The sequence below is a fragment of the Bacillus benzoevorans genome, assembly GCF_014207535.1.
Taxonomy (GTDB): domain Bacteria; phylum Bacillota; class Bacilli; order Bacillales; family Cytobacillaceae; genus Bacillus_BD; species Bacillus_BD benzoevorans.
Map to the genome: position 1 here is coordinate 25,455 of NZ_JACHGK010000004.1, position 24,106 is coordinate 49,560.

23 protein-coding genes and 3 tRNA genes are annotated in these 24,106 nt (G+C 40.6%); 13 read left to right on the plus strand and 13 right to left on the minus strand.

Annotated elements, in window-relative coordinates; genetic code table 11:
* The first annotated feature begins 105 nt into the window (after positions 1-105).
* The 4 genes from HNR53_RS07675 to HNR53_RS07690 all read left to right on the plus strand — a co-directional run bounded on the left by HNR53_RS07675 (position 106) and on the right by HNR53_RS07690 (position 4,285).
* Positions 106-1,089, plus strand: coding sequence for a MerR family transcriptional regulator (locus HNR53_RS07675; RefSeq protein WP_184524552.1), 984 nt, complete (start codon positions 106-108; stop codon positions 1,087-1,089).
* A gap of 233 nt (positions 1,090-1,322) precedes the next feature.
* The gene (locus HNR53_RS07680) at positions 1,323-2,522 is read left to right on the plus strand and encodes a saccharopine dehydrogenase family protein (RefSeq protein ID WP_184524554.1); all 1,200 of its coding nucleotides are present in this window, start codon (positions 1,323-1,325) and stop codon (positions 2,520-2,522) included.
* Between the two features lie 10 nt (positions 2,523-2,532).
* Positions 2,533-3,672 (plus strand): carboxynorspermidine decarboxylase, encoded by a 1,140-nt coding sequence (gene nspC, locus HNR53_RS07685; RefSeq protein WP_184524556.1) that lies wholly within the window; start codon positions 2,533-2,535, stop codon positions 3,670-3,672.
* Between the two features lie 199 nt (positions 3,673-3,871).
* A complete protein-coding gene (locus HNR53_RS07690) occupies positions 3,872-4,285 on the plus strand; it encodes a vWA domain-containing protein (RefSeq protein ID WP_184524558.1) in 414 nt (137 codons plus the stop codon).
* Between the two features lie 125 nt (positions 4,286-4,410).
* Here HNR53_RS07690 and HNR53_RS07695 read toward each other — a convergent pair whose 3' ends face one another.
* Both HNR53_RS07695 and HNR53_RS07700 read right to left on the minus strand, forming a co-directional pair.
* Positions 4,411-4,947: a methylated-DNA--[protein]-cysteine S-methyltransferase gene (locus HNR53_RS07695; RefSeq protein WP_184524561.1), complete on the minus strand. Its 537-nt coding sequence runs from the start codon at positions 4,945-4,947 to the stop codon at positions 4,411-4,413.
* Between the two features lie 133 nt (positions 4,948-5,080).
* On the minus strand, positions 5,081-5,293 hold the full coding sequence (locus HNR53_RS07700; RefSeq protein WP_184524563.1) for a twin-arginine translocase TatA/TatE family subunit: 213 nt from the start codon (positions 5,291-5,293) through the stop codon (positions 5,081-5,083).
* A gap of 487 nt (positions 5,294-5,780) precedes the next feature.
* On the opposite strand from HNR53_RS07700, the gene HNR53_RS07705 reads away from it, so the two are divergent.
* Positions 5,781-6,701 (plus strand): nuclease-related domain-containing protein, encoded by a 921-nt coding sequence (locus HNR53_RS07705; RefSeq protein ID WP_184524566.1) that lies wholly within the window; start codon positions 5,781-5,783, stop codon positions 6,699-6,701.
* Between the two features lie 493 nt (positions 6,702-7,194).
* On the opposite strand, the gene HNR53_RS07710 is transcribed toward HNR53_RS07705, so the two are convergent.
* A complete protein-coding gene (locus HNR53_RS07710) occupies positions 7,195-8,460 on the minus strand; it encodes a molybdopterin molybdotransferase MoeA (protein WP_184524568.1) in 1,266 nt (421 codons plus the stop codon).
* Positions 8,461-8,754: 294 nt separating this feature from the next.
* Positions 8,755-9,024, minus strand: a complete 270-nt coding sequence (locus HNR53_RS07715) for a metal-sensitive transcriptional regulator (protein WP_184524572.1) — start codon at positions 9,022-9,024, stop codon at positions 8,755-8,757.
* Positions 9,025-9,353: 329 nt separating this feature from the next.
* On the opposite strand from HNR53_RS07715, the gene HNR53_RS07720 reads away from it, so the two are divergent.
* From HNR53_RS07720 to HNR53_RS07730, 3 genes are all read left to right on the plus strand, one after another.
* Entirely contained in the window at positions 9,354-9,557 is a 204-nt protein-coding gene (locus HNR53_RS07720; protein WP_184524574.1) for a DUF1657 domain-containing protein, read from the plus strand.
* A gap of 105 nt (positions 9,558-9,662) precedes the next feature.
* Positions 9,663-9,869 carry a DUF1657 domain-containing protein gene (locus HNR53_RS07725; RefSeq protein WP_184524576.1) on the plus strand — a complete coding sequence of 69 codons (207 nt, stop codon included), beginning with the start codon at positions 9,663-9,665 and terminating at the stop codon, positions 9,867-9,869.
* A gap of 35 nt (positions 9,870-9,904) precedes the next feature.
* The gene (locus HNR53_RS07730) at positions 9,905-10,765 is read left to right on the plus strand and encodes a DUF421 domain-containing protein (protein ID WP_184524578.1); all 861 of its coding nucleotides are present in this window, start codon (positions 9,905-9,907) and stop codon (positions 10,763-10,765) included.
* Between the two features lie 381 nt (positions 10,766-11,146).
* Here HNR53_RS07730 and aroD read toward each other — a convergent pair whose 3' ends face one another.
* Together aroD and HNR53_RS07740 are read right to left on the minus strand one after the other, a co-directional pair.
* Positions 11,147-11,908, minus strand: a complete 762-nt coding sequence (gene aroD / locus HNR53_RS07735) for a type I 3-dehydroquinate dehydratase (RefSeq protein ID WP_184524580.1) — start codon at positions 11,906-11,908, stop codon at positions 11,147-11,149.
* Positions 11,909-11,932: 24 nt separating this feature from the next.
* The gene (locus HNR53_RS07740; RefSeq protein WP_184524583.1) at positions 11,933-12,487 is read right to left on the minus strand and encodes a shikimate kinase; all 555 of its coding nucleotides are present in this window, start codon (positions 12,485-12,487) and stop codon (positions 11,933-11,935) included.
* A gap of 178 nt (positions 12,488-12,665) precedes the next feature.
* On the opposite strand from HNR53_RS07740, the gene HNR53_RS07745 reads away from it, so the two are divergent.
* The 3 genes from HNR53_RS07745 to HNR53_RS07755 all read left to right on the plus strand — a co-directional run bounded on the left by HNR53_RS07745 (position 12,666) and on the right by HNR53_RS07755 (position 12,980).
* A tRNA-Leu gene (locus HNR53_RS07745) sits at positions 12,666-12,749 on the plus strand.
* Between the two features lie 60 nt (positions 12,750-12,809).
* A tRNA-Gly gene (locus HNR53_RS07750) sits at positions 12,810-12,883 on the plus strand.
* Between the two features lie 9 nt (positions 12,884-12,892).
* A tRNA-Ser gene (locus HNR53_RS07755) sits at positions 12,893-12,980 on the plus strand.
* 113 nt (positions 12,981-13,093) lie between these two features.
* Here HNR53_RS07755 and brnQ read toward each other — a convergent pair.
* From brnQ to HNR53_RS07785, 6 genes are all read right to left on the minus strand, one after another.
* A complete protein-coding gene (gene brnQ / locus HNR53_RS07760; protein ID WP_184524586.1) occupies positions 13,094-14,449 on the minus strand; it encodes a branched-chain amino acid transport system II carrier protein in 1,356 nt (451 codons plus the stop codon).
* A gap of 336 nt (positions 14,450-14,785) precedes the next feature.
* Positions 14,786-14,944, minus strand: a complete 159-nt coding sequence (locus HNR53_RS07765) for a type II toxin-antitoxin system antitoxin (protein WP_184524588.1) — start codon at positions 14,942-14,944, stop codon at positions 14,786-14,788.
* Positions 14,945-14,958: 14 nt separating this feature from the next.
* Positions 14,959-15,825, minus strand: a complete 867-nt coding sequence (locus tag HNR53_RS07770; RefSeq protein WP_184524590.1) for an SPFH domain-containing protein — start codon at positions 15,823-15,825, stop codon at positions 14,959-14,961.
* A 120-nt stretch (positions 15,826-15,945) separates the two neighbouring features.
* Positions 15,946-17,043 carry an FAD-dependent monooxygenase gene (locus HNR53_RS07775; protein ID WP_184524592.1) on the minus strand — a complete coding sequence of 366 codons (1,098 nt, stop codon included), beginning with the start codon at positions 17,041-17,043 and terminating at the stop codon, positions 15,946-15,948.
* A 29-nt stretch (positions 17,044-17,072) separates the two neighbouring features.
* Positions 17,073-18,173: a bifunctional diaminohydroxyphosphoribosylaminopyrimidine deaminase/5-amino-6-(5-phosphoribosylamino)uracil reductase RibD gene (gene ribD, locus HNR53_RS07780; protein WP_184524593.1), complete on the minus strand. Its 1,101-nt coding sequence runs from the start codon at positions 18,171-18,173 to the stop codon at positions 17,073-17,075.
* Positions 18,170-18,931 carry a GTP cyclohydrolase II gene (locus HNR53_RS07785; RefSeq protein WP_184524595.1) on the minus strand — a complete coding sequence of 254 codons (762 nt, stop codon included), beginning with the start codon at positions 18,929-18,931 and terminating at the stop codon, positions 18,170-18,172. The genes ribD and HNR53_RS07785 overlap by 4 nt, the downstream gene beginning before the upstream one ends.
* Before the next feature lie 150 nt (positions 18,932-19,081).
* Between HNR53_RS07785 and HNR53_RS07790 the strand changes: the two genes are divergently transcribed.
* Positions 19,082-19,417 carry a winged helix-turn-helix transcriptional regulator gene (locus HNR53_RS07790; RefSeq protein ID WP_184524597.1) on the plus strand — a complete coding sequence of 112 codons (336 nt, stop codon included), beginning with the start codon at positions 19,082-19,084 and terminating at the stop codon, positions 19,415-19,417.
* 33 nt (positions 19,418-19,450) lie between these two features.
* Here HNR53_RS07790 and HNR53_RS07795 read toward each other — a convergent pair whose 3' ends face one another.
* Positions 19,451-22,864 carry an efflux RND transporter permease subunit gene (locus tag HNR53_RS07795; RefSeq protein WP_184524599.1) on the minus strand — a complete coding sequence of 1,138 codons (3,414 nt, stop codon included), beginning with the start codon at positions 22,862-22,864 and terminating at the stop codon, positions 19,451-19,453.
* 219 nt (positions 22,865-23,083) lie between these two features.
* Here HNR53_RS07795 and HNR53_RS07800 point away from each other — a divergent pair, with 219 nt between their 5' ends.
* The gene (locus HNR53_RS07800; RefSeq protein ID WP_184524601.1) at positions 23,084-24,079 is read left to right on the plus strand and encodes a potassium channel family protein; all 996 of its coding nucleotides are present in this window, start codon (positions 23,084-23,086) and stop codon (positions 24,077-24,079) included.
* The last annotated feature ends 27 nt before the right edge of the window (positions 24,080-24,106 follow it).

Consider the following 24,106-nt stretch of genomic DNA (forward strand, 5'->3'; position numbering starts at 1 on the left):
TGTCATACAGCAGGAAAAAGAACTCCTCCTTGCAGAATATAACAACAACAACATCAAAATGCAGATGAATTCCAAATACAATAGAAATTGAAAGGAATGGGAAAGATGAGCCAAAGCCAAATTTTACGTGCCTATTCAATTAAAGAAGTAGCAAAAAAAATAAATATTCCAACCGGTACGATCAGACAATGGGAAAAGGATTTAGACGGTCTGCTAATTATTCCGCGTTCAAAACAAGGGGCACGCTTTTTCACTGACAATGAAATTGCCCTTCTGAATAAAGTCAAAGAACTCCGCAGCCAAAATATCAGCAAGACCATGATTCGTTCCCTGTTAGAAAAATACATGCAGCAGAATTCGGAAGATTCCTGCGAACCAGCCGAAGTTGATGAGACTTATGCGTCCTATTCCTCTTTCGAATCCTATGAACCGCTGGATATGGAGGTGCCGCCCCAGGAAATGACCCCCTATATAAATGAAATACAAACAAGCCATCCAGAGGATTTTCAACTTTCAATCGATCTGTTCAAACAGGAATTATTAAACGAAATTAAAAGCGAGATCCTTCAATCACGACAAGATATTGTAGATGAGTTCAGAAACGAAATTATGAATTCATCCCTTCATACAGTAAAAGAGCTTTCTAAATCAATCCAAAGAGCAAATGACAAAAGAAAGGCTGATGTTCTCGAGATTTCCGACAAAATTTCACAGGCTTCGAAACAAACATCCGCTTCGTTCACAGCCGTATCCGACGGTTTGCTAAAGGATTCGAAAACGCATTATGAACGGATGATGCGGCAAATTCAGGAATCAGCCAAAGCAAATGAAAAGAATAATAAAATTGTGCTGCAAAAAGTGACACAGAAGGTTAAGGATACTCAAGAAGAGCTAAGATATGTTGCGCAAAACTTTGATGCACAGCAGGATTATTTAATTGATTCAATTAATAATCTAAAAGAATCAAAAGAGGAAATTGCCAAAAGGGAAGAAATCTTTCAATCCATGCTGGCCAGTTATCGGGAGGTTGCCGCGGCAAAAAACAAAAAGAAAAAATGGTGGCAGGTTTGGTCCGGAAAGAATCAATAGAAGTTACTAGAGATGTGTGTTTAAGTGATAAACCACTTAAACACACATCCCTCCTTTTTTCCACTAAAACTTAAAAATATACGGTCTATCCCCTTTTTGCGATCAGATCCCTTTATAATGAAAAGTTCACAAAAATTAACTCAGAAAGTGTCGATATATGTTGATTGTAAAAAATATTTTCTGTATAATCAGCCTGATTGACTATGATTTTTGAACAGGAGGCTGAAAAAGAATTGGGAAAAGCATTGATCATTGGTGCTGGCGGAGTTGCCAGCGTAGTTGTGCACAAATGTTGCCAAAATCCTGATGTTTTTGAAGAAATTTGCATTGCTAGCCGCACAAAGTCAAAATGTGATGCATTAAAGGATAAATTAGACGGTGGTAAGACGAAAATTCAAACCGCTCAAGTTGATGCCGACAAAACTGAAGAAGTCATTGAACTTATTAACAGCTTTAAGCCTGATGTTGTCATAAATGTTGCACTTCCTTATCAAGATCTAACCATTATGGATGCTTGCCTTGCTACAGGTGTACACTATGTGGATACAGCAAACTACGAGCCGCCTGATACAGCAAAATTTGAATATAAATGGCAATGGGCCTATAAAGAAAAATTTGAAGAAGCTGGCTTAACGGCGCTGCTTGGCAGCGGCTTTGACCCAGGTGTAACAAGTGTATTCTCTGCGTATGCACAAAAACATTATTTTGACGAAATTCATACCATTGATATCGTCGATGTCAACGCCGGTGACCACGGATATCCATTTGCAACAAACTTCAATCCGGAAATTAATATCCGTGAAGTAACGGCAAACGGCCGTTATTTTAAAGATGGCGATTGGGTGGAAACTCCGCCTCTATCCGTGAAAAAGGTATACGATCTGCCTGAAATTGGACCAACTGATATTTACTTAATGTATCATGAGGAATTGGAATCTTTATCAAAAAATATTCCAGGCGTTAAGCAAATCAGATTCTGGATGTCTTTTTCAGAGAGATATTTAACTCACTTAAAAGTGCTTGAAAACGTGGGGATGACTTCCATCGAACCAATTGTTTTTGAAGGAAAGGAAATTATTCCGCTTCAATTCTTAAAAGCACTGCTTCCTGATCCCGCATCATTAGGACCAAGAACAAAAGGAAAAACCAATATTGGCTGTATCATTAATGGTGTGAAAGATGGAAAACCGCAAACCTATTATGTTTATAATATTTGTGATCACCAAGAATGCTACCGCGAAGTCGGTTCACAGGCAGTTTCCTATACAACAGGGGTACCTGCGATGATTGGTGCGATGCTCGTTATGAAAGGAATCTGGCAAAAACCTGGTGTTTATAATGTTGAAGAGTTCGATCCAGATCCATTTATGGAAGAACTAAATAAAAATGGATTGCCTTGGCACGAAAGCTTCGCGCCGACACCGCTGGATTGAGGGATAAATAATGAAGCAAATTGATTTTCACGCACTTCCATCCCCTTGCTATGTGGTGGATGAAAGACTTCTTACGAAAAATCTTGAAATTTTGAATTCCGTCCAAGAACGGACAGGAGCCAAAATTCTTTTAGCGCAAAAAGGCTTTGCGATGCACTATGAATATCCTTTAATCGGGAAATATTTAAAAGGCGTGACATCCAGTTCACTCTTCGAAGCCCGTCTTGGCTATGAAGAAATGGGCAAAGAGGTTCACGTTTATGCACCAGCCTATTCTGACGGAGAAATCGATGAGATTCTCAACTATGCCGACCATATTGTCTTTAACTCTTTTCCACAATGGAAAAAATTCAAAGACAAGGTTAAGAGTCTAGAGAAAAAAATTGAATGCGGCATACGCGTCAATCCTGAATACTCTGAGATAGAGACTCCGATCTATGACCCTTGCTATACGGGCTCAAGGCTGGGGGTTACTTTAGCTAATTTCAAGCCGGATGAACTTGATGGTATTGACGGTCTGCATTTTCATACGATGTGCGAACAGAATTCAGATACTTTAGAGCGTACAGCGAAAGTGTTTGATGAGAAGTTCGGCAAATACATGAAAGGAATGAAATGGCTGAATTTAGGCGGGGGACATCATATCACAAGACCTGATTATGATATCGAGACCCTTGTCCGGACCATTTTATTTTTAAAAGAAAAATATTCTGTTGACATTTATTTGGAACCTGGTGAAGCCATTGCCTTAAACACAGGTTACCTTGTCACGACGGTCCTCGATATTGTCGATAACGGAATGCCAATTGCCATTTTGGATACGTCTGCAACATGTCATATGCCTGACGTACTGGAAATGCCATACAGACCGCAAATCATCGGTGCAGGAATGCCTAACGAGTTTGCTTATACGTACCGTTTGGGCGGCATGACCTGCCTGGCTGGAGATGTAATCGGCGACTATTCTGTCCAGGAGCCGTTAAAGCCTGGAGACAAGCTTGTTTTCACGGATATGGCCCACTATACAATGGTGAAAAATCATATGTTTAATGGGGTCAATCTGCCTTCCATTGCAGCGTATAATGACGCGGAAGGAATCAAAGTTATCAGGCAATTTGGTTATGAAGACTACAGTACCCGGCTATCATAATGATTGACACCAACTAGAATAACATTCAAGACGGAAAATAGAGACGGAGTCCATCTCCTCTCTATTTTTTCGCCCTGATATCCACGTATCTTTTATCAGGGACAGTATGCACAGATAATTTCAATAAAATGAACATATTTTTCTTTTGATACAGCAAAATAAGAACTGCTGCTTACATATGAATAGGGAGATGATTTATTTGAGATGGCAGAAAAGGATTCTTTCGATGATTCAAGAACGCCAAGATAAAAAAGTTGCCCTCGCAATTGATACCTCGACCAATGACGTACCGACTGACCTGATTAATAACATTGTTAAACTCTTTGAAACCTTAAAACCTGATACTACACTGATTCAGGCCGACTATAAAATCAGAAGTATTGCCCCGGTCAAAGCAGACACAATTAAATATTTTACACACGGAAAAGCCTCCTATACATTAGTTCTGGAATGGGCAGAACAGGAGAAAATAGATACTTTATTTTACATCACCGATGTAACCGGTTATATCTATGAAGAAATGGACAGTGTTAATTTCGAAATGTTCTGGTTAGTGCCAGATGAATTTCTGCCGAAGGTTCCATTTGGCAGAGCTATTAAAATTGCATCATAAAGAAGGGGAGCAGACACTGTTCCCTTTTTTTGCTTGTGCTGAGCAGCCGGCTGATTCCGTTGGTGCAAATAGGTGCTCTCTAATCGGCTCGTCGATTTGTGCTAGTCCCGTATTTGGGAACTTGTTCATTCTTCTTTATCATTTAACGGGCGGCTTTCCAATTCAAGTAATTGCTTTTTCATGTCCAAACCGCCGCGAAAGCCGGTCAAAGAACCATTTTTCCCAATGACCCGGTGGCATGGCACTATGATCATGACGGGATTTTTTCCAATAGCCGCCCCTACAGCGCGGACGGCTGCATGTCTTTTGATGTGTCTGGCAATATCGGAATATGACCTTGTCTCGCCATAGGGAATCCGGCATAATGCCTCCCAGACCGCAACCTGAAACTCCGTCCCTTTGAAATCAGTAGGAATGGTAAAATGAGTCCGTTTCCCTTCCAGATACTCTGTTAATTGTTCCACATAAGGCTGCAAAAGTTCTGCATCTTCTATCAGTGGACTGCCTGGATAGTTCTTTTCTGCCCATTGAACGACTTCCTCAAAAGGCTCGTTTAAAGAACCGACAAAGCACATTCCTTTTTCTGTAGCGGCTACATGCATCCTCCACGGATGATGAATCAGCAGCGACCAATAAATGGTTATCTTATGATCGGATTTCATTTGAGTACACCCCTTCCGTAGGGTTTGATTGAATTGATTCTACTGTCTTTTCTACCCACGATGTTCTTCATTCTATTAAAAAAACCCATTCCAGCTTATTAGAAATGGGCTTATCCTTATATTTATTTTTACATTAATTTGACTTCGTTATATCTACAGTTTTAGTCTTTTTTGCCTTTTCATTGTCGTCATCTTCATCGTCAATTAAGCCTTTTGTAGAATTTTTAAATTCTCTAAAAGTTTGACCAACAGCTCTGCCAAGTTCCGGAAGCTTTTTAGGTCCAAAAATAATCAGGGCAAGGACTAAAATTAAAATTAACCCTGGAACTCCAATATTCGAAAGCATCCAATTTCCTTCCTTCTGCTTTTTTTATAATCCTCATACTTTATTCAAAATTATACACTGTTCGGCAATATCCTGCAATGCTGGATGTAGAGGTGGTTTAATGTGTTTTATTTTCTAAAAATGCCGCGCTTTTTGCATATAAAACACTGTTCATCATGTATTCTTATGATTTGAAATCGTTTCTTGCCAGAGCGGCATACCTTTTCATAAACAGAATAATAAGTACTCTTGTTTCTTGAAATCTGATGTTCAACTGACAGTGCTTGTTCAGGACTGACATCTGCACATGGGTGACAATTTGAATATTCCTGTGGAGAAATAGAAAATTGAAATTTAATAGTCCTATAATCTTGCTACATTAGGCCTTTTTTCATAAAATTAAAGTAGGCGTTTTCTCCCCGCTTAGTTCTTCTGATGTTCCCTTTCAACAACATCTTTTTCTCTCTCATTTTCAATACCCAAATGAATATTCGAAAGGTTGTGGAATATGATTATTCAGCATTGTTTTGAACCGCTGGAATTGAAGATTTTGCGAAGTTTAAACGAAAGAATGGAGTTACCTGATAAAGAAAAGCATCGGCTCTTTTCTCTTAACAAGGGATATAAGGGAGAAAAAATATTTGAAACAGATTGGCTGAAAAATCTATCATGTGAATGTTTTATTATTAATGACTTGTTGCTCGAATATAGTGGGAATGTGTTTCAAATTGACACATTGCTAATTTCACAAAAAACTATTTATCTTTTTGATGTTAAATATTTTGAGGATGATTTTTATATTATAGAAGGGAAGTGGCATCGAAAATCCTCAGAAAAAGAAATAAAGGATCCTTTGTTGCAGTTAACCCGTTGTGAATCCTTGTTTCGCCGCTTGCTACAGGACATTCATGTGAATCTGCCTGTCGAAGCAAACCTCATTTTTATTAACCCTCATTTCACTTTGTATCATGCTGCTCTTGATTTACCCATCATTTTTCCCGGTCAAATTCAACGTTATATGAAAAATATCGAAACAAGTCCATCCAAATTAAATGAAATGCATTCTAAATTGGTAGACCAGTTAATGACTAGGCAGTTAGATGAAGCAAAGTATGCACGATATCCAAGTTATAAATATGAATTATTAAAGAAAGGACTTACATGTGGTAGTTGCGATTCATTTATGGTGTTGTCTACAATTAGAAACAAGTTAATTTGTCAAAAATGTGGTCAAATAGAAGTTGTTGATGATGCTGTTATCAGAAATGTAAAACAGTTTCAGTTGCTTTTTCCAGAGAGGAAGATTACAACTAATATCATATACGAATGGTGTGGTGTGATTGAGTCTAATAAAACAATACGAAGGATATTAATGAAGAATTTTAATCATATTGATCATGCTAGACTTTCTTATTTTGTAGATAGGTAAAAATTAATAGTCACTATGAAATAAAAAAGGCTTTAGTTTTCTATTTCCGACAGGATCTTTCAACCTTGATAGTGACCGTCGTTTGCCTTTTCTCGAGTTGTCGGGTTCTATCCGCCCTTGATAGTGACCGTCGTTTGCCTTTTCTCGAGTTGTCGGGTTCTATCAGCCCTTGATAGTGACCGTCGTTTGCCTTTTCTCGAGTTGTCGGGTTCTATCCGCCCTTGATAGTGACCGTCGTTTGCCTTTTCTCGAGTTGTCGGGCTCTATCCGCCCTTGATAGTGACCGTCGTTTGCCTTTTCTCGAGTTGTCGGGCTCTATCCGCCCTTAATAGTGACCGTCGTTTGCCTTTTCTCGAGTTGTCGGGCTCTATCCGCCCTTGATAGTGACCCTTGGCTTTCTTTTCTGGAGCGGACGGGCTTTATCAATCCCCACCGACAGCAGAAAACCCCCATTCACTCCGGAACAGGGGGCCGCCACGCTATCAAACCTTACTTACCAAGGCCACTTACTGCCTTCATCATCCTCCAACAGCAGCACTTTAACTTTATCACCAATCGCAAAGCCGCGTTCGCCGCCTGGGAGTACAGCTAATACATCGGTATGGGCCAGGCTCGTAACGACATTCGATTTATCCATACCAGCGGACTCGACAACCAGCTCACCGTTATCAAAGGAGAGCTTGCTGCGAACAAAACGAGTCATTGGGTTTGGGCGCTTATAATCAACATGTAAACGCGCGGTTTCTGCCTTTAAATGCAGGTTTTCACAGAAAAGCATATTTCGCACAACCGGCCGCACAAATAGTTCGAAACCGACATAGCTTGCTGACGGATTCCCGGATAGACCGAAGAGGAACTTGCCGTCGAGTACAGCCACCGTTGTGACACTTCCTGGACGCATCGCGATTTTATTAAATAAAACCTCGCCATTTAACGCTTTATACACATCCGGCATTAAATCGTAATCACCGACAGAAACACCACCGGTCGTAATAAGCAAATCAAACTCCTTTAATGCTTCAGCAACCGCCGCAATACAGGAATCCAATTCATCCGCCAATTTCCCTAAATAAACCGGCTCTCCTCCGACCCTTTTCACCTGACCGAAGATCATATGGGCATTGCTATTGCGGATTTTCCCATCCTGAAGTGGTTCATCGACCTCCAGGAGCTCGGAACCGGTGACAAAAATTCCAACCCGCGGCTTTACAGCAACACGGACTTTTGCATAACCGAATGTTGCTAGTACTGCCATCACACCGGGATTAATTTTTGTCCCTTTTTTAAGCATGACATCCCCTTTTTTCGCCTCTTCTCCTTGGTAGGATAGATGGTCACCCTTCTTCACTTCACGCTTAATCGTGATATAGCGCTCACCGTTTTTTTCCACTTCCTTCACGGCTTCAAGCATGATGACGGTATCACAGCCATTTGGCACCTTTGCTCCAGTCATAATCCTGATTGTCTCGAACGGACCAATATCATGAGCTGCGACCATGCCTGCCCCAATTTCCTCCAATACCCTCAATTCCACAGGTTCCTCTGAGGAAGCATGCACCGTGTCAATCGAACGAAGGGCATAGCCGTCATACCCGGAGCGAGTAAATAACGGAACATCATTTGTGGCGATAATATCTTCACCCAAATAGCGGCCGTCGCTTTCAAAAATGGACACCTCTTCTGTTCGGCCTGCTAATAAATGAGCCGTGACTTTTTCCACCGCCTGATTAATCTGTAATGGAGTTCTTTTCTCCAACATGAAATCACCTCAACTAGGACATATCCTTTTTTCTGAAAGACGCTGTTAAATCTTGTTGTTGATCCGTATATCGCCTTATGTGCATGGACTTGCACAGGATGTGCTGACTTCGACGTTCGCCATCTGTGCGTTTGTACCAAGGAAAAGTCGTTCACGCCATACACATAAGGCTATTATCAACATTGAACTTTATCTAAGCCTTCTGAACAATATTATTACTATTATGTACTTTTCCGCTATTCTATTAAAACACAGCCTGAAAATCTATTCTGTAATTAAAAACACAGGGACGGATTATCTGCTTTTGATTAATAACTCCACTGCTTCCTTTACTAAATGATCGGTTTCTTCCCCTTTTTCAATATTCTCACGGACACATTGCTCCAGATTGGCGCTGACAATGACGCCCATTGCCCGGTCAATGGCATTTCTGATAGCGGACATTTGCGTGACGATGTCTCTGCAGTCTTTCCCTTGTTCCATCATACTGATGACACCCTTCATTTGTCCTTCAATCCTTTTTAAGCGATTCAATGCTTTTTTATCATAAACATACCCTGCCATCGTTAAACCACCTTCTCCTTTATCTTATATGACAACTATCGTTCCTTCGCAGACACAAGGTCATCCTGAATATAGTTTACCGCAAAACATTACGTGTAGGGGTATTATAATACAAAAAATTAAACAATAAAAGTTTTTTGAAATACAGGAGTTCCATTGCTGGTTTCACCATTTTCTTTATTCTAGTCTGCAGCAGATCAGTATGAACCATACTGCAGTAACGTTTTAGTTCCCTAGGGCAAATAACCAATAATATACAGACATATCTTAGTGGAAATAACACAAAATATTTCTCGTACAATACTTCTCAATGAAAGAAGGAAACAACAATGACAGTGATTACACAAGTCAAAACGACATTGGCAAGTTTAAAAAGCGCACAGGCAAGTTTTGAAACATTTAGTTTGGGTACTGATAACCAATCGGCAAAACAATTGTATAAGGATGCTGCGACACAAACACAAACGATCATTGATAATATTGAACCGCGGCTGCAGGAAATTGAACAAGAAGAGCCCCAGTATAAGGAATAGCGACACAATCCGGTCGGCTCAAGCTGACCGGTTATCTTTATTTACTCTATTACTGCGGGTACTCCGCCGATCATTTAGCCAATACAACAGCGAGGTTATGCAGCCATGACAATATTCTCGAATGTTAAACAAACTTTAGCTACAGTAAAATCCATTGAAGCACAGCTTTCAGCTCTCGCCCTCAATTCACTGGATCCATCCGCTCAAGAGACCTTCCATAACATGATGCTATTGATGGAGGAAGTGAAACAGGATCTGTACAAACGTACGATGGAAATGCAGCTGGAGGAACCACAGTATAAACCATCCTAACGTGAAGGAAACAATCATCATAAGGTGGTGCTACAATGTCCGAATGGACGCAGATATTCATTCGCTCAATTATTTTTCTATTCGTTTTACTCATCTTGACCAAGATGTTAGGAAAAAAACAAATATCGGAAATCTCCTTTTTCGAATATGTATCCGGTATTACAATCGGAAGCATTGCCGGTGAAGTCATTATGGGTTTAGACGGGAAAATCGGCCATGGTATACTTGGTATTGCCATATTCAGTCTTATTACCTTACTCGTAGATATGCTTTCTTTAAAAAGCAAGAAGTTCCGCGACATAGTTGAAGGCCGGGGAACCATTTTTATTAAAGATGGCAAGATCATGGAAGATAATTTAAAAAAGGAGAAATATTCTGTTGAGGATTTAAGTGCCCTTCTGCGCAAGAAAAATGTATTCAGCGCAGCTGATGTAGAATTTGCTTTATTGGAACAAACCGGTGATCTAAGTGTTTTATTAAAAAGGGAAAACAGACCATTAACACCAAAGGACCTGAATATCCCTGTTGCCAATGAAAAAGAACCACAAACCGTTATCATGGATGGAACCATCATTAATGATTCTATGGCGGCCGCAAGCAAAGACCGGAAATGGCTTCACATGGAATTAGACAAATTAGGTGTGACAGTTGAAAATGTTTTTTTAGGGCAAATTAACTCTTACGGAGAATTAACCGTTGACCTGTATGATGACAAAATCCAAGTTCCGTCACCACAGGTTCGCCCTTTATTAATGGCATTAATGAAAAAATGCCAGGCTGACTTTGAATTGTATGCCCTGGAAACACAATCCGCGAAGGCAAAAACAATGTATCAAACGAATGCCCAAAAAATGGAGCAGGCAATTTCTACCCTTACTCCTTACTTAAATCATTAGCCTGTCTTGGTGGAATATATGAACGAAAGGACTCGTTGCCAGCAACCGAGTCCTTTCCAAATTTTATACCATATCAAATACGCCTTGGCGTATTTACGTCCGATTTTTTTCACGCTTCAAAGCGCCACATCCTGTCGCGCTAAGCCCGATTGACTTTTCTAAGAACTAAAGTTCTAAGAAAAGCCTTATGGCTTCGCCTGACTAGGACGTCCTGTCCGTCGTCGAGCTCGCTCGAAAAATTTCCTTTGAAAAATCGAGGCATCCGCCGGAGGCTTTAACTTTATTCAGCCGGGGTTTGAACCTCACTGAACTGGTTAAGTTAATGCATTCATCCCGCCACTTATAGAAGTGGGGGACCTCTGCTGAATAAAGTTAAACGATTTACATGCTTTTATGTAGAATATCAAGAACCGTTCTTAATTCCGCCACTGGAATTTGCCCAGGTGCCGAAGCCTCTTTACCGGCCGCAAAAGTAAAAGCGGAACCAAATACTTCACCTGCCAGCCGGCTGATAACACCAGTCCCCCCCATGGACATCGTGATAATCGGGCGGTCAGCATATTGGGTTTTCATCGTATTCGTTGCATCCAAAAGGGTCATCACATCATGTACAGATTGCGGCATAACAGCCATTTTCGGGATATCTGCACCATATTCCTGCATTTTACGAAGCCGTGCCACAATCTCTTCTTTTGCCGGCGTTTTAAAGAAATCATGATTAGACATAATGACATAAACACCATTTTCTTTCGCCGCGGCAAGAATTGCCTGCAGCACTCTTTCTTCATTAAATAGTTCTACATCAACTAAATCAATGTTTTTCGTCGTGATGGCAGCTTGATTTAGCTCTGTATAGTATTCGTCACTAATTTCCTTCTTGCCGCCTTCTTTATGACTGCGGAACGTGAAAAGAATCAGCTCTTCTTTAAATACGGTCCTTAACTTAGCAGTCATTTCTTTAACCGCATGTATATCCTCTACATTCTCATATGTATCAACACGCCACTCAATGACATCCGGTTCCATTTCCCTTACAAGTTCTGCCTCTTGGAGAATACTCTCATCCGTACTCCCGACAAGAGGGACAATGATTTTCGGAACCCCCTCTCCAACCGTTAGATTTTTTATTGTTAAAATACTCATGCACTTCGCCGCCTTCTACCGCAATTATCTTGGTTCATCTAAACCCCAAGTTACTTTCAATGACTCTACTATGTACTCAGCCACTTCCTCTTCATTCAAGTTATCTGTTTTTACCTTTGAATGATGATGGGCATAAGCTGACTGCCTTTTATAAAATAATTCTTTCATTTCATCCATGCTTTTGTTTTGCAGAACAGGACGGCTTTCGATAATGAGATCAATTCTCTCCTTCCAATTTTCCCAAGAGATATCCAGATAAAATACGATGCAATTAGCTAAGCAGGCTGCTCTGATTTCTTCCTGCATAAACGCTCCTCCGCCAACAGAAATCACATGCAGCGGCTGTTCACTCAAAGTCGTAATCATGGTTCTTTCCCTTTCACGAAACGCCTTTTCACCGAATTGTTCAAAAATTTTCGTAGTGGACATGCCGAACTCTTTTTCGATTTCTTCATCAATATCTAAAAAATCCCGATAAAGCTTTTTCGCTACCTTTTTTCCTATTGTCGTTTTTCCAACTCCCATAAATCCAACGAAGACGATACTTTTTTCGCGCATAGACAACTCATGTCTTACCATTTTGTCAAGTGATCCCCTTTTTTATTTATTATCAGCAATTAAATACTATAATTATATAGTACAGTCGGGTTTTTGTAAAAAAAATGGCCATATTTTATTCGCTTTCTCAAATATTCCTAGTGAAAAACTCCTATAAATATGGTATAGTATTTATTGTCAGATTACTCCTTTACATTTTGCGGATGTGGCGGAACTGGCAGACGCGCTAGATTCAGGTTCTAGTGGTGGAAACACCGTATGGGTTCGAGTCCCTTCATCCGCATCTACTTAAATATTACTGCTCTCCTCCGGGAAGCAGCTCAGCTTTTCAAACACAAGGTTTGCGGGTGTAGTTTAATGGTAGAATTCCAGCTTCCCAAGCTGACGGCGGGGGTTCGATTCCCCTCACCCGCTCCAAAGTCTAAAGGAGAAGTACCCAAGTGGTCCAAGGGGGCGCACTCGAAATGCGTTAGGGCGGGTATCCGTTGCGTGGGTTCGAATCCCACCTTCTCCGTATTGAATCTAATCAGTATCTTAAAAAGGCAAACCTTAGTTGGTTTGCTTTTTTATATTTCAGGAAGTCTTTTAAGACACGAAAAAGGATGGCAGTGTGCCATCCTTTTTTCATTAATTAATTTTTTCTAATGGAGCGGCGTCAGATGTGCGGGTTGTCAGCGAAACAATGTATCCGATGACAGCACCAACTAATGCTGGCACCAGCCATCCCATACCTGCATTAAAGAGCGGCAGATATTGTCCAAGGAATGAAGTTAATCCGCTTATTGGAATTCCGGCAGCATTAATCCCGTCAATCACACTGAAAATTCCTGTTAATAATAAACTCCAGCGGTACACTTCGACACGGCCTTTAAACAGTGGCTCTGCAAATGTCAGAAAAATTAAGACAATGGCGATTGGATAAACCACTACTAATACAGGTACGGAAATCGTAATTAATTGATTTAAACCAATATTTGCCACCGCTGCACTAAACACAGTAAAGACAATCGCCAACGTTTTATAAGAAAACCTTGGAAATAAGCTTGAAAAATAGCTTGCACATGATGTAATCAGCCCGATAGCAGTGGTTAAACAAGCAAAAAGAATCGCCAAGCCAAGAATGATATTACCGTAAATACCAAAATGGGTATCTGCTGCAAATGTCAAAATAGCCGGACCATTATTTGTTTCCCCAGCAGCAAAGTTTGTCGTTACTCCCATGTAACCAAGTCCTAAATAGATAGCACCTAAACAGCCGGATGCAATCAGGCTTGATTTAATCGTTGAGATGGCAATTTCCTTCTTATTTGATACACCCATGCCTTTAATGGCATTAATAACGATGATTCCAAAAACTAATGAAGCAAGTGTATCCATGGTTAGATATCCTTCTTGGAACCCTTTAAAGAAGGCATTATCGAGATAAGCGCCAATCGGTTTCATCGGTTGATCAAGCGGAGCGATAAGTGTAATCGCTAATAAGATCAATAAACAAATTAATAAGATCGGTGTCATGACTTTTCCGACACGATCAACAATTTTACTTGGATTCAATGATAACCAGCCGACAATAACGAAAAAGACAATGGAATAAATCAGCAGGCCTATATTAAATCCGCCTGACATTTCCGGCAAAAACGGAGCAGCAGCAATTTCATACGAAACGGTACCAGTACGCGGAATCGCAAAGAAAGGTCCAATTGATAAATAAAGAATAACTGTAAAAGCAAGTGAAAATGTAGGATTAATTCTGTTTGCCATTGATTGCAGGTGATCATGACCTGATAACCCAATCGCCAGTACCCCTAATAGCGGCAGACCAACACCGGTTAATAAGAAACCAATAATTGCCGGCCAGAAATTATCTCCGGCTGCCTGTCCTAAGGCCGGAGGAAAAATTAAATTTCCAGCACCAAAAAATAGCGCAAAAAGCATAAAGCCAATGGCTATCAAATTCCCTATGGATATTTTTTGTTTATTCATTGCATACCCCTCCTATAAATTTGACTCTATCGCAATAGAAAATGTATATTTAAATCTTCAGACAAATTTATACTGAGATATTTCCTTTTGATAAAGCCGCAAATAACATTGTTAATTATTACACAAATAACATCTACTTACAATACATTATCTTGATATATAATTATAGATACTTCTTCCAAATTTACAGCTTATCATTTCACAGTATTATTAATATTTCCCAATTAATTGCATTTATCACTTCATTATACTGAAAATAGTTTTTAGAAACACATAGAAAAACCTGCCGATGATTTACGGCAGGTTTACTCTTTTACCTTATATCCTAAAATGTTTTTAGGAATTATCCTTTAGTCTCCCGGCATCCTTTAACGCCTTTTTCAGCAGGATCTCAATTTGAGCATTCACACTTCTCAAATCATCACTTGCCCATTTTTCAAGTGCATCATATATTTTCGGATCAATTCGCAGCAGAAATCTTTTCTTTTCCGGCACGTGTTCTCACAACCTTAATATATCGTTCCTGTATTAATGATTGGCTGGCTTCCTTTATCTGACACTAATGCAACCATAAGATTATTAACCATTTGCGCCTTTTTCTCTTCATCAAGCTCAACAATTTGTTCACTGCTTAGTTGCTCAATAGCTGATTTTACCATAGAAACAGCGCCGTCGACAATCACCTTTCGTGCTGCCAATACGGCTTTTGCCTGCTGTCTTTGCAGCATAGAAGAAGCAATTTCACTGGAATAAGCCAAATGCATGATTCTCGCCTCCAGTACTTCTACCCCGGCTACGGTCAAACGTTTCTGCAAATCCTTTGTTAATTCATCGCCAACTTCATCCGAATGCTGACGTAACGATATTTCATAATCATTGTTAAAGTTATCATATGGATACTGGCTCGCAATATGGCGAAGACCTGTTTCACTCTGCGTATGAACAAATTCTTTATAATACTCAACATCGAACACAGCTTTTGCTGTATCCACCACTTTGTAAACAACGACAGCCGCAATTTCAATTGGATTTCCTTCTAAATCATTTACCTTCAATTTATCACTGTTAAAGTTAATTACTTTTAATGATACATTCGTTCTTGACGTAAATGGAAAGGTAAACCAAAATCCCTCTTTTTTAATCACACCTAAATAATTTCCAAACAGAGTAAATACCTTTGCTTGATTTGGCTGAATGATGGTGAATCCAGTTAATACAATCAGTAATAGGAGAGCAACAACAATCGCAATGATGAGATCAGAAATGACAAGACTGCCGGTAAAGCTTATGAAAAAATAAGCCATTGCAGCTAACAGAAGTAAAACAATAAACACTCCAACAAATCCGTTTAACTTAAAAATATCCTTCTCTTTCATCAAACTCCACTCCTTTTCAATATCTCTTTGTTATCATTATGATATCACATTAATATTAAAAAAGGAAGGTATAAAAAGGTGTTTTTTACCAAAAATAAAAAAATCCCGGTAGTCTACTGACTACACCGGGATAAACTGTTTGCCAAAAGATGCCTCTTTCTCCAGCTGGAATTTTTGCTGCTCTTCTACTTCCTGTCTCCGCATCTGCTCAAAGCGCTGCAAATCGATGAGACTTAAATCTTCAATCGAATCCATTTCATTCATTAATTGAAACAGGGTATCGGCGTCCTTCATCGCACTGTTAATACCAATAGCGCCTGTCGGACTCATGGTATGTGCCGCATCACCAATAATGACCAGTCCCTTTTTCACCCATGTATCACAGCGGCTGCTTTGCACCTGCAGTAAGACAAAATCCTCCCATGATCGGATATGAGAACGGGCACTTTCCTCCAATTCAGGAAACGCCGCAATTAATTGGTCAAGGAACGGCTGGAAGGACTGCTGTCTTAATTCAGAATAAGAACCTTCCGCAATATTCCAGCCAATTTGGACAAACCCGCCCTGCTGGGTAAAAAGTGCCAGCTGCTCATGATTAACAAGGGCAAGACGGACAGTCGGATCCCAGCCTTTTGGCGCCGGGATTCGTGCCCAAAGTAAATCATAGCCGTGTTTTATTTTCTCAAACGGAATCTGTGCGAGTTTGCGAACAGTGGAAAAGCGCCCGTCAGCACCGACCACTAAAGGGCTTTTGATGGTGACCTCTTTTCCATCCTTGATCGCTGTAACACCGGCACATTGACCGTTTTCCTCTATTAATCCCGAAACCTTTGTATTCAATAACAAAGTAAAGGCTGGAAGGGGCTGGCTTTTTTCGAGCAGAAGCCCGAGCAGATGCTTTTGCGGTACATGAATACCAACATGACCGGATTGGCTGTCAGGAAAGATCCGTTTAAAAACTCCCCCTTCATTCCAATATTCAACCCGCTCCATTCGCAGCAAGCCGATTTTCTCCAGTTCCTCAAAAAGCCCGTATTTTCTTAAAATCGCTTCCCCTGTTTCATTCAGGTGTTCTCCCCTGAATTCCTTATTGATATTCTCATGCCGTTCAACCAATATCGTAGAAATATTATGTCCTGCTAAAATATAAGCTAAAAGGGCCCCTGCAGGACCTGCACCAACAATACAAACATCAGCTTTAAAGTCGTATTCCTTCACTTTTTAATCACCCATTATCATCAATTGCTTTACCTTTTTGTCTTTGGGTAAGCTGTAATTAATAAATCGTTTCCGATGTGTGCAACAGAATCAAATTCTAACTGCACTGCCTCATCCATGCTTTCAACATCAGCCCCAGTAAAAGGCGTAAGTGAATGGCGCCCGCCTAAGATTTTCGGTGCCACGTAAATTAAATATTTATGAATTAGACCGGCACGCAAAAAGGCCCCGTTCACTTCACTGCCGCCTTCAACAAGCACATCCGTCAGTCCTTGTTCAAATAATACCTGCAAAATAAAACCCAAGTCCAATCCATTCGCTGTCTCGGGGGCATAATGCACCTGAACTCCTTTCGCTTTTAGAGCTTCAGCCTTCGTCTGATCGGCGCCTTCTTTGGCAAAAATCAAAGTTTGCGCATCATGACAATCTGTTATATGAGCATCAAGCGGTGTTCTTAAATTCGAATCCAATACAATACGGACGGGGTTTTTACCGCCTTCTTCAATCCGGGTGGTCAGCATCGGATTATCCGAGAGCACTGTTCCGATCCCGACTAAGATGGCGTCCACTTCATTTCGCAAATAATGCACGGTTTGTCTGGATTCTTCCCCCGTTACCCATTTGGAATGACCATTATAAGCGGCGAGTTTTCCATCCAGTGTCATCGCTGTTTTCGCAATGACAAATGGTCTTTTATACACCATATTATGAATAAATCGTTCATTTAATTTAGCAGCCTGGGTTTCCAGCACACCAACCGTCACTTCAATTCCTGCTTCTTCTATCAGTTTAATCCCCTTTCCGGCAACAAGAGGATTGGGATCCTTCATCGCAATAACAACACGGGATACTCCTGAATTTTTCACAAGTTCAGCACAAGGAGGTGTTTTTCCGTAATGGGAACAAGGTTCAAGCGTGACATAAAGGGTAGCTCCTATCGCATGATCACCTGCCATACGGAAAGCATGCACTTCTGCATGTGGTTCTCCTGCTTTACGATGCAGGCCGGAACCCACGATCATTCCCTTATTGACAATAATCGCTCCTACAAGCGGGTTTGGATTGGTCTTTCCTCTCGCGGTCTGGGCTAATTCCAAGGCGAGGTTCATATAATATTCATCATTTTTCAAGATACATTCTCCTTAGCCAGCAAAATTTCATCATTGTTTTGAATATGCCCTGATTTTTCAACTTTTGTTGCTAAATAAAAGCGATTATAGTCGGAGATATCGCCCCATAAAGGAATATGGTCAGCAATTAACATACCAAAGCTTTTTAAAGCGTTGATTTTCTTTGGATTATTGGTAATAAGCGTGACCGGCTTTTGTCTAAGACCTTTCAGTACCGTGATAGCTTCCACATACGAACGAGTATCGTCCGGAAAACCAAGAGCATGATTTGCCTCTACTGTATCATATCCTTCCTGCTGCAGGATATAGGCTAATGATTTCGAGAATAATCCGATCCCTCTGCCTTCATGATTAGCTAAATAAACAAGAGCCCCGCTGCCATGTTCGACAATCATTTTCATTGACTGACGAAGCTGAAAACCGCAGTCACAACGTTTGCTGCCGAAAATATCACCGGTATGACAAATACTGTGCATCCGGATAAGTGCTTCTTCTGAATGTTCAAAATCACCATATACTAATACAGAGGACTGCTGACCATCAGCTAAACGGGCTGTCGCAAGAGATTCAAGCAGCTTTTCTTTATCAGAAGGCAGTCCCTCAAGAGGAAGCCAATTATACCATTGAAATGTAACTATCTTGTCTTCTAATTGAACCGGCAGTTTAACAGGACCAACGAGACAAATATCTTTATCCTGAATATCAGTTAATATCGTCATTTTATCTAGTAATATATTTTTTACTTTATCTGAAATCATTCTGTTCATCCTTTCAGGATCTTTACTTTAACACCACGTATAAGTTACTTACTATATGTAAGTTAGTATATAATCGTAAATAGTTGACGTCAAGTAATTTAATCACTATTATAATAGTAAATAATCATTTTGTAATAAAGGTGGTAAAAGATGGTCGAAAGTACACTTTGTCCTAAATTTCATAAAGCTGTTGAATTATTCAGCAAGCGCTGGAATGCTTTAATCATTAATCAATTATTATCCGGACCGCAGCGTTTTTGCAACCTAAACGCTTCCATGCCGATCAGCGGACGACTTCTTTCAGAAAGACTAAAAGAATTAGAGAATGAAGGAATCGTAACAAGAGAGGTTTATCCGGAAGTACCGGTTCGTGTGGAGTATACATTAACAGAAAAAGGGCTGGCATTAAAGAATGCACTGCAGGAAATCGAATTATGGTCTAAGAAATGGATACAACTTGATAATCAAGAAAGCAAAAGAGGATGATTAGTTGGTCATCCTCTTTCTATGTTTGCGACTTCAAGCCTCATGATGTTTATTTTTCCTAAAGGCTTTCATCAAAGTTTCATAAACAATTGGAACAATTAACAAAGTTAATAAGGTTGAACTTATTAGCCCGCCGATCACCGTTACACCCAGTCCCTTCGAAATTAACCCGCTTCCTTCCATGCCAAATGCCAACGGGAGCAGAGCCCCTATCGTGGCGATGGCCGTCATTAAGATTGGACGAAGCCGCGTACCTGCTGCTTCAAGCAGGGCATCTCTTGTTGAAAGTCCCTCGTTCTCCTTAAGGATGACACGATCGATCAATACAATCGCATTTGTCACAACGATTCCGATTAACATCAGGAAGCCAATCATGGCTGATACACTAATCGTTTCATGGGAAGCTAATAATCCAACAAGCCCGCCGATTACGGCAAATGGCAGGGAAAAAAGAATAGCAAAAGGAGCTAAACCTCCGCCAAAGGTAACGACAAGCACGAAATAGACAATCGCAATTGCCGCACAAATCGCCAGCCCCAACTGCATAAACGAATCTGTCATTTGTTCGGTTACACCGCCCATGGATACCTCTACATGTTGAGGAAGCTTCAGCATGTCGGCATTTTTCTGAACAGCCGCTGACACAGCAGCAACATCTTTTGTTTTAATCTCGCCGCTGACACTAGCATAGATTCGGTTGTCTCGTCTGGTAAGGGTGTTGGATGTAGTCCCTTCAATTACTTCTGTTACTTCTTTAATGGGGACCGCTATACCCAGTGGGGACGGGATCGTTTTTGCTGTTAAATCCTCCACATTGCTATAGCCTTCCTCCTTCTCAAGATAAACATTAAGCTTATTTCCTTTATGTTCAACAGTTGTCAGCACTGCCCTGTTTTCTTGCTGTGAAAGCTCCATGCCAATCTGTGCAGCTGTTAAGCCCAACCGGCTTAATTTATCCTGATCTGCTACAAGCGTATATTCCTCATATGTTTTCGATAATGTAGTCGCAACATTTGTTAAATCTTTATTGTCTTTGAAAATTTGTTCCAGTCTTTGCACAACAGGCTGTATATCGGCAATGCTGTCACCAAAAATGAGCATTGACAGTGTACTGCCGGAGCCTGTTGAAGCCATATTCATAGAGGACCATTCACCTCTCGGAGCTTTTTTTTGCAATTCTTTCATTACCGCTTCAGATTCTTCGGCAAAGTTTTCTGTATCCTGCTCATATTCTACATAGAAAATGGCATTGTTCGACTGTCCCGGGTTCATCGGATTTTCACTTCCTAATGAAAACTGGATTGTTTTCACACCAGCGCGGGATTGGAAGATTTTCTCTGCCTGATCAGCGATTTTCACCACCTCTTCGCGGGTCTGTCCAGGCTCAGGACTGTAGACAGCATAGACCATTTTGTCCTTTTCAGACGCTATAAAGCTTACACCGATCATGGGAATAAGAAATAGGCTGCCGGCCAACAGCAATACGGCAAGACTCGTTGTGATGACTTTATGATTTAAAGACCATTTCAGAACCTTCTGGTATCCTTCTGCAAGAAAGCCTGGTCTTTGTTCATGATGTACATGTTCTATATCAGGAATCGATTCCTTAACAGGCGGCACGTCCTGTTTCGTATTGCTCTCCCGTTCACTTTCCTTATGGGAAACAGACGGAACCGCTATCGAAACGATGACCAACACAAGCAATATGGAGACAATCACGGATAAGACAGCTGTCAGCTCTGTCGGAACAAATGCACTCCCTATTAATAACAGCACTGCTGCTGCAGAAAGCAAAATTCTATGATGTTTAATTCCGTCTATCACAATGAAATGAAATCCTTTACCGCGGCTCCCCCTTCTCTCTTTATGACCAAGTTCCATCATTTCACGTTCTTGGTGAAGACCATTTTTGAAAAAAGAATGAGCCATCATCGGAACAACCGTTATCGAAATAACAAGAGAAGCCAGCAGAGAGAATACAACCGTCAAAGCAAATGGAAGGAATAATTCCCCAATCGGTCCTTTAACGAAACCAAGCGGCAGAAATACTGCAATCGTCACAATTGTTGAGGAAGAAATCGGAATAAACATCTCCTTTGCCGCTTCCACAATTAAACCTTTTCCTTTCAGGTCTTCATCTTCTTTAGACATTCTGCGAAAAATATTCTCTATGACAACAATCGAATCATCAATGACACGGCCGATGGCAACAGTCATGGCACCAAGGGTCATAATGTTTAAGGTAATCCCCATTTGATGTAATATCGTAATAGCAATTAATAAAGACAATGGAATGGAAATAACCGAAATAATCGTTGTTTTGAAATTTCTTAAGAAAATCAATATAATGAGCATGGCAAAGAGAGCACCAAAAATTGCTTTACTGAGCATCGTCTGAACAGAATCCTCAATGGGTTTGCCTTGGTCCATTACCGTTGTCATATTCAGCCCTGCATAAGCTTTTTCTAATTTCTCTGCCTTTTCCTTAACGCTATTCACGACATCAACTGTATTTGCATCAGCTGCTTTGACAATCTGTACGCCAATGGACCATTTTCCATTTGTTCTCGAAATGGATTCAGCTTTACTTGCCATTTCAATCGATGCAATTTCCTGCAGTTCAACTGTCGGAATTCCATGCGGCAACTGCACCGCTCCATCCGCAGGCGCCCGCTGTGCGCCCTGCATTTGTCCCGCTCCTTGTGATACAACAGGTATTTTCAACGTTTTTAAATCATCGATGGTCGTGATATTGCCATCCACTACGACTGATTTCTCTTCATCAGCAAAAGTATGTAATCCAAGCGGCAGCGTGACATTAGAGCCTTTAATCACATTTCTGACGGTTTCTTCGTTCAACCCGTATTGGATTAATTTTTCCTTAATAAAGGTTAACTTAACCTCTTGCACCTCATTCCCGGAAACCTGGACAGAGGCTACACCGTCCAGCCCTTTCATTTGCGGCACAATCATTTCATCCACCAGGGTTGTTAATTCCGCTAAAGATTTCTTATCGTCTGAAGCGCTCAAGGACATAACAGGGTATTCGTTTAAGTTTAATCGGGAAATCTCAGGGTCTTTGACCGTTTCAGGAAAGATTAAACCTGCAAGCGCCTCTTTTACTTCATTTTGCGCTTTCTCCATGTCCTTGCTATAATCATATTCAATTTGGACGGACGAAGCATTCTGAAACGATGTGGATATGACCGTACTGACTCCATCAAGATTCTGCACCTGCTGCTCAATGGGAATCGTTACATGCTCCATTACTTCTTCGGGTGTTGCACCGGGATACACGGTTGTCACAGAAACGAGGGGAGCTGTAATACTCGGAATCGTTTCCAATTTCATCGTCATTCCAGAATAGATGCCTGTTGCTGTTAGAATAATCGTTAATATCCAGATCGCAAACTTATTCTTTAATGAAAATTGAATAACCTTTTTCATAGAATCTCCTTTTGGTAAAGATGCTTTACTTTATTTACACACCATTGTGACTTTAGTCATACTCGTATATAACTATAACTAGGTATTTAGCCAACGGTCAAGATATTATTGCAAAAAAACAAAATATTCTATCCAAATAAAAAACTACGAAAGATTATTTTTGTTTATACTAAGAGATGCCCAAACGCTTTACTTATTCTTTTTTCGAGGTGAAGAATATTGCCACACACTTTTCTGTCCCACTTCATCCGTCTGCCGCTCATCCTTAGAACCTTCATTATCGTATTTATTTCCATATTCGGCTTCGGCATGATTATGCATCAGCTGGAACCCGCTGCTTTTCCTACGATATTTGATGGAATCTGGTGGGCGGTCATTACAGCTTCGACAGTCGGTTACGGTGATTTGGTCCCTGAAACAATACCCGGGAGATTTGCCGGCATTATTCTGATTTTAACGGGGGCCGGATTTCTATCCTCCTTTTTTGTCTCCCTTGCCGCGACAACCGTCACAAAGCAGAATGATATCCTTGAAGGGAAATCCGTTTTTAAAGGCAGCGGCCATATGATCATTATTGGCTGGAATGAACGGTCTAAGGGAATTATCCATACACTTTGCCGGCAAAACACACTTATTTCCATCGCCCTAGTTGATGAATCACTTGAAAAAAACCCGCTTTCCAGTAAAAATGTCCATTTTATTAAAGGCAGGTCAAACCAGGATGAAGTTTTAATAAAAGCCGGGATCATGAAAGCAAGCAAGGTGATCATCACGGCTGACCAGGATAAAGGAGAATTGCAGGCTGATATGCATTCCATTATTACATTGCTGGCAGTAAAGGGATTAAATACGTTTGTGCCCTGTATTGTTGAAATATTAACTCATGATCAGATAGAAAATGCCAAACGGGCCGGTGCCGATGAAATTATTGAAACAAATATCGTCACAAGCTTTATCATGCTTCAAAGCATTTCAACCCAGGATATGGTCACGTCATTCTTAGATCTGCTCTATCAAATGTCTGAGCGGAAACTAATGTATCAGGATGCCCCTCTAGAGGATATTGACAAGGATTATACAACGATTGGAATTGAACACTTAAAAAACGGTGTGGTGCTCCTTGGCATCAAAAGAGGAGAAGCAACGATCCTGAATCCGCCCCAACCGTTTTCTATTGAAAAAAATGATCAATTGATCCTCATCCGTTCTTCTTAGCTTTTATAACGTGAAAAAAAGGATGAC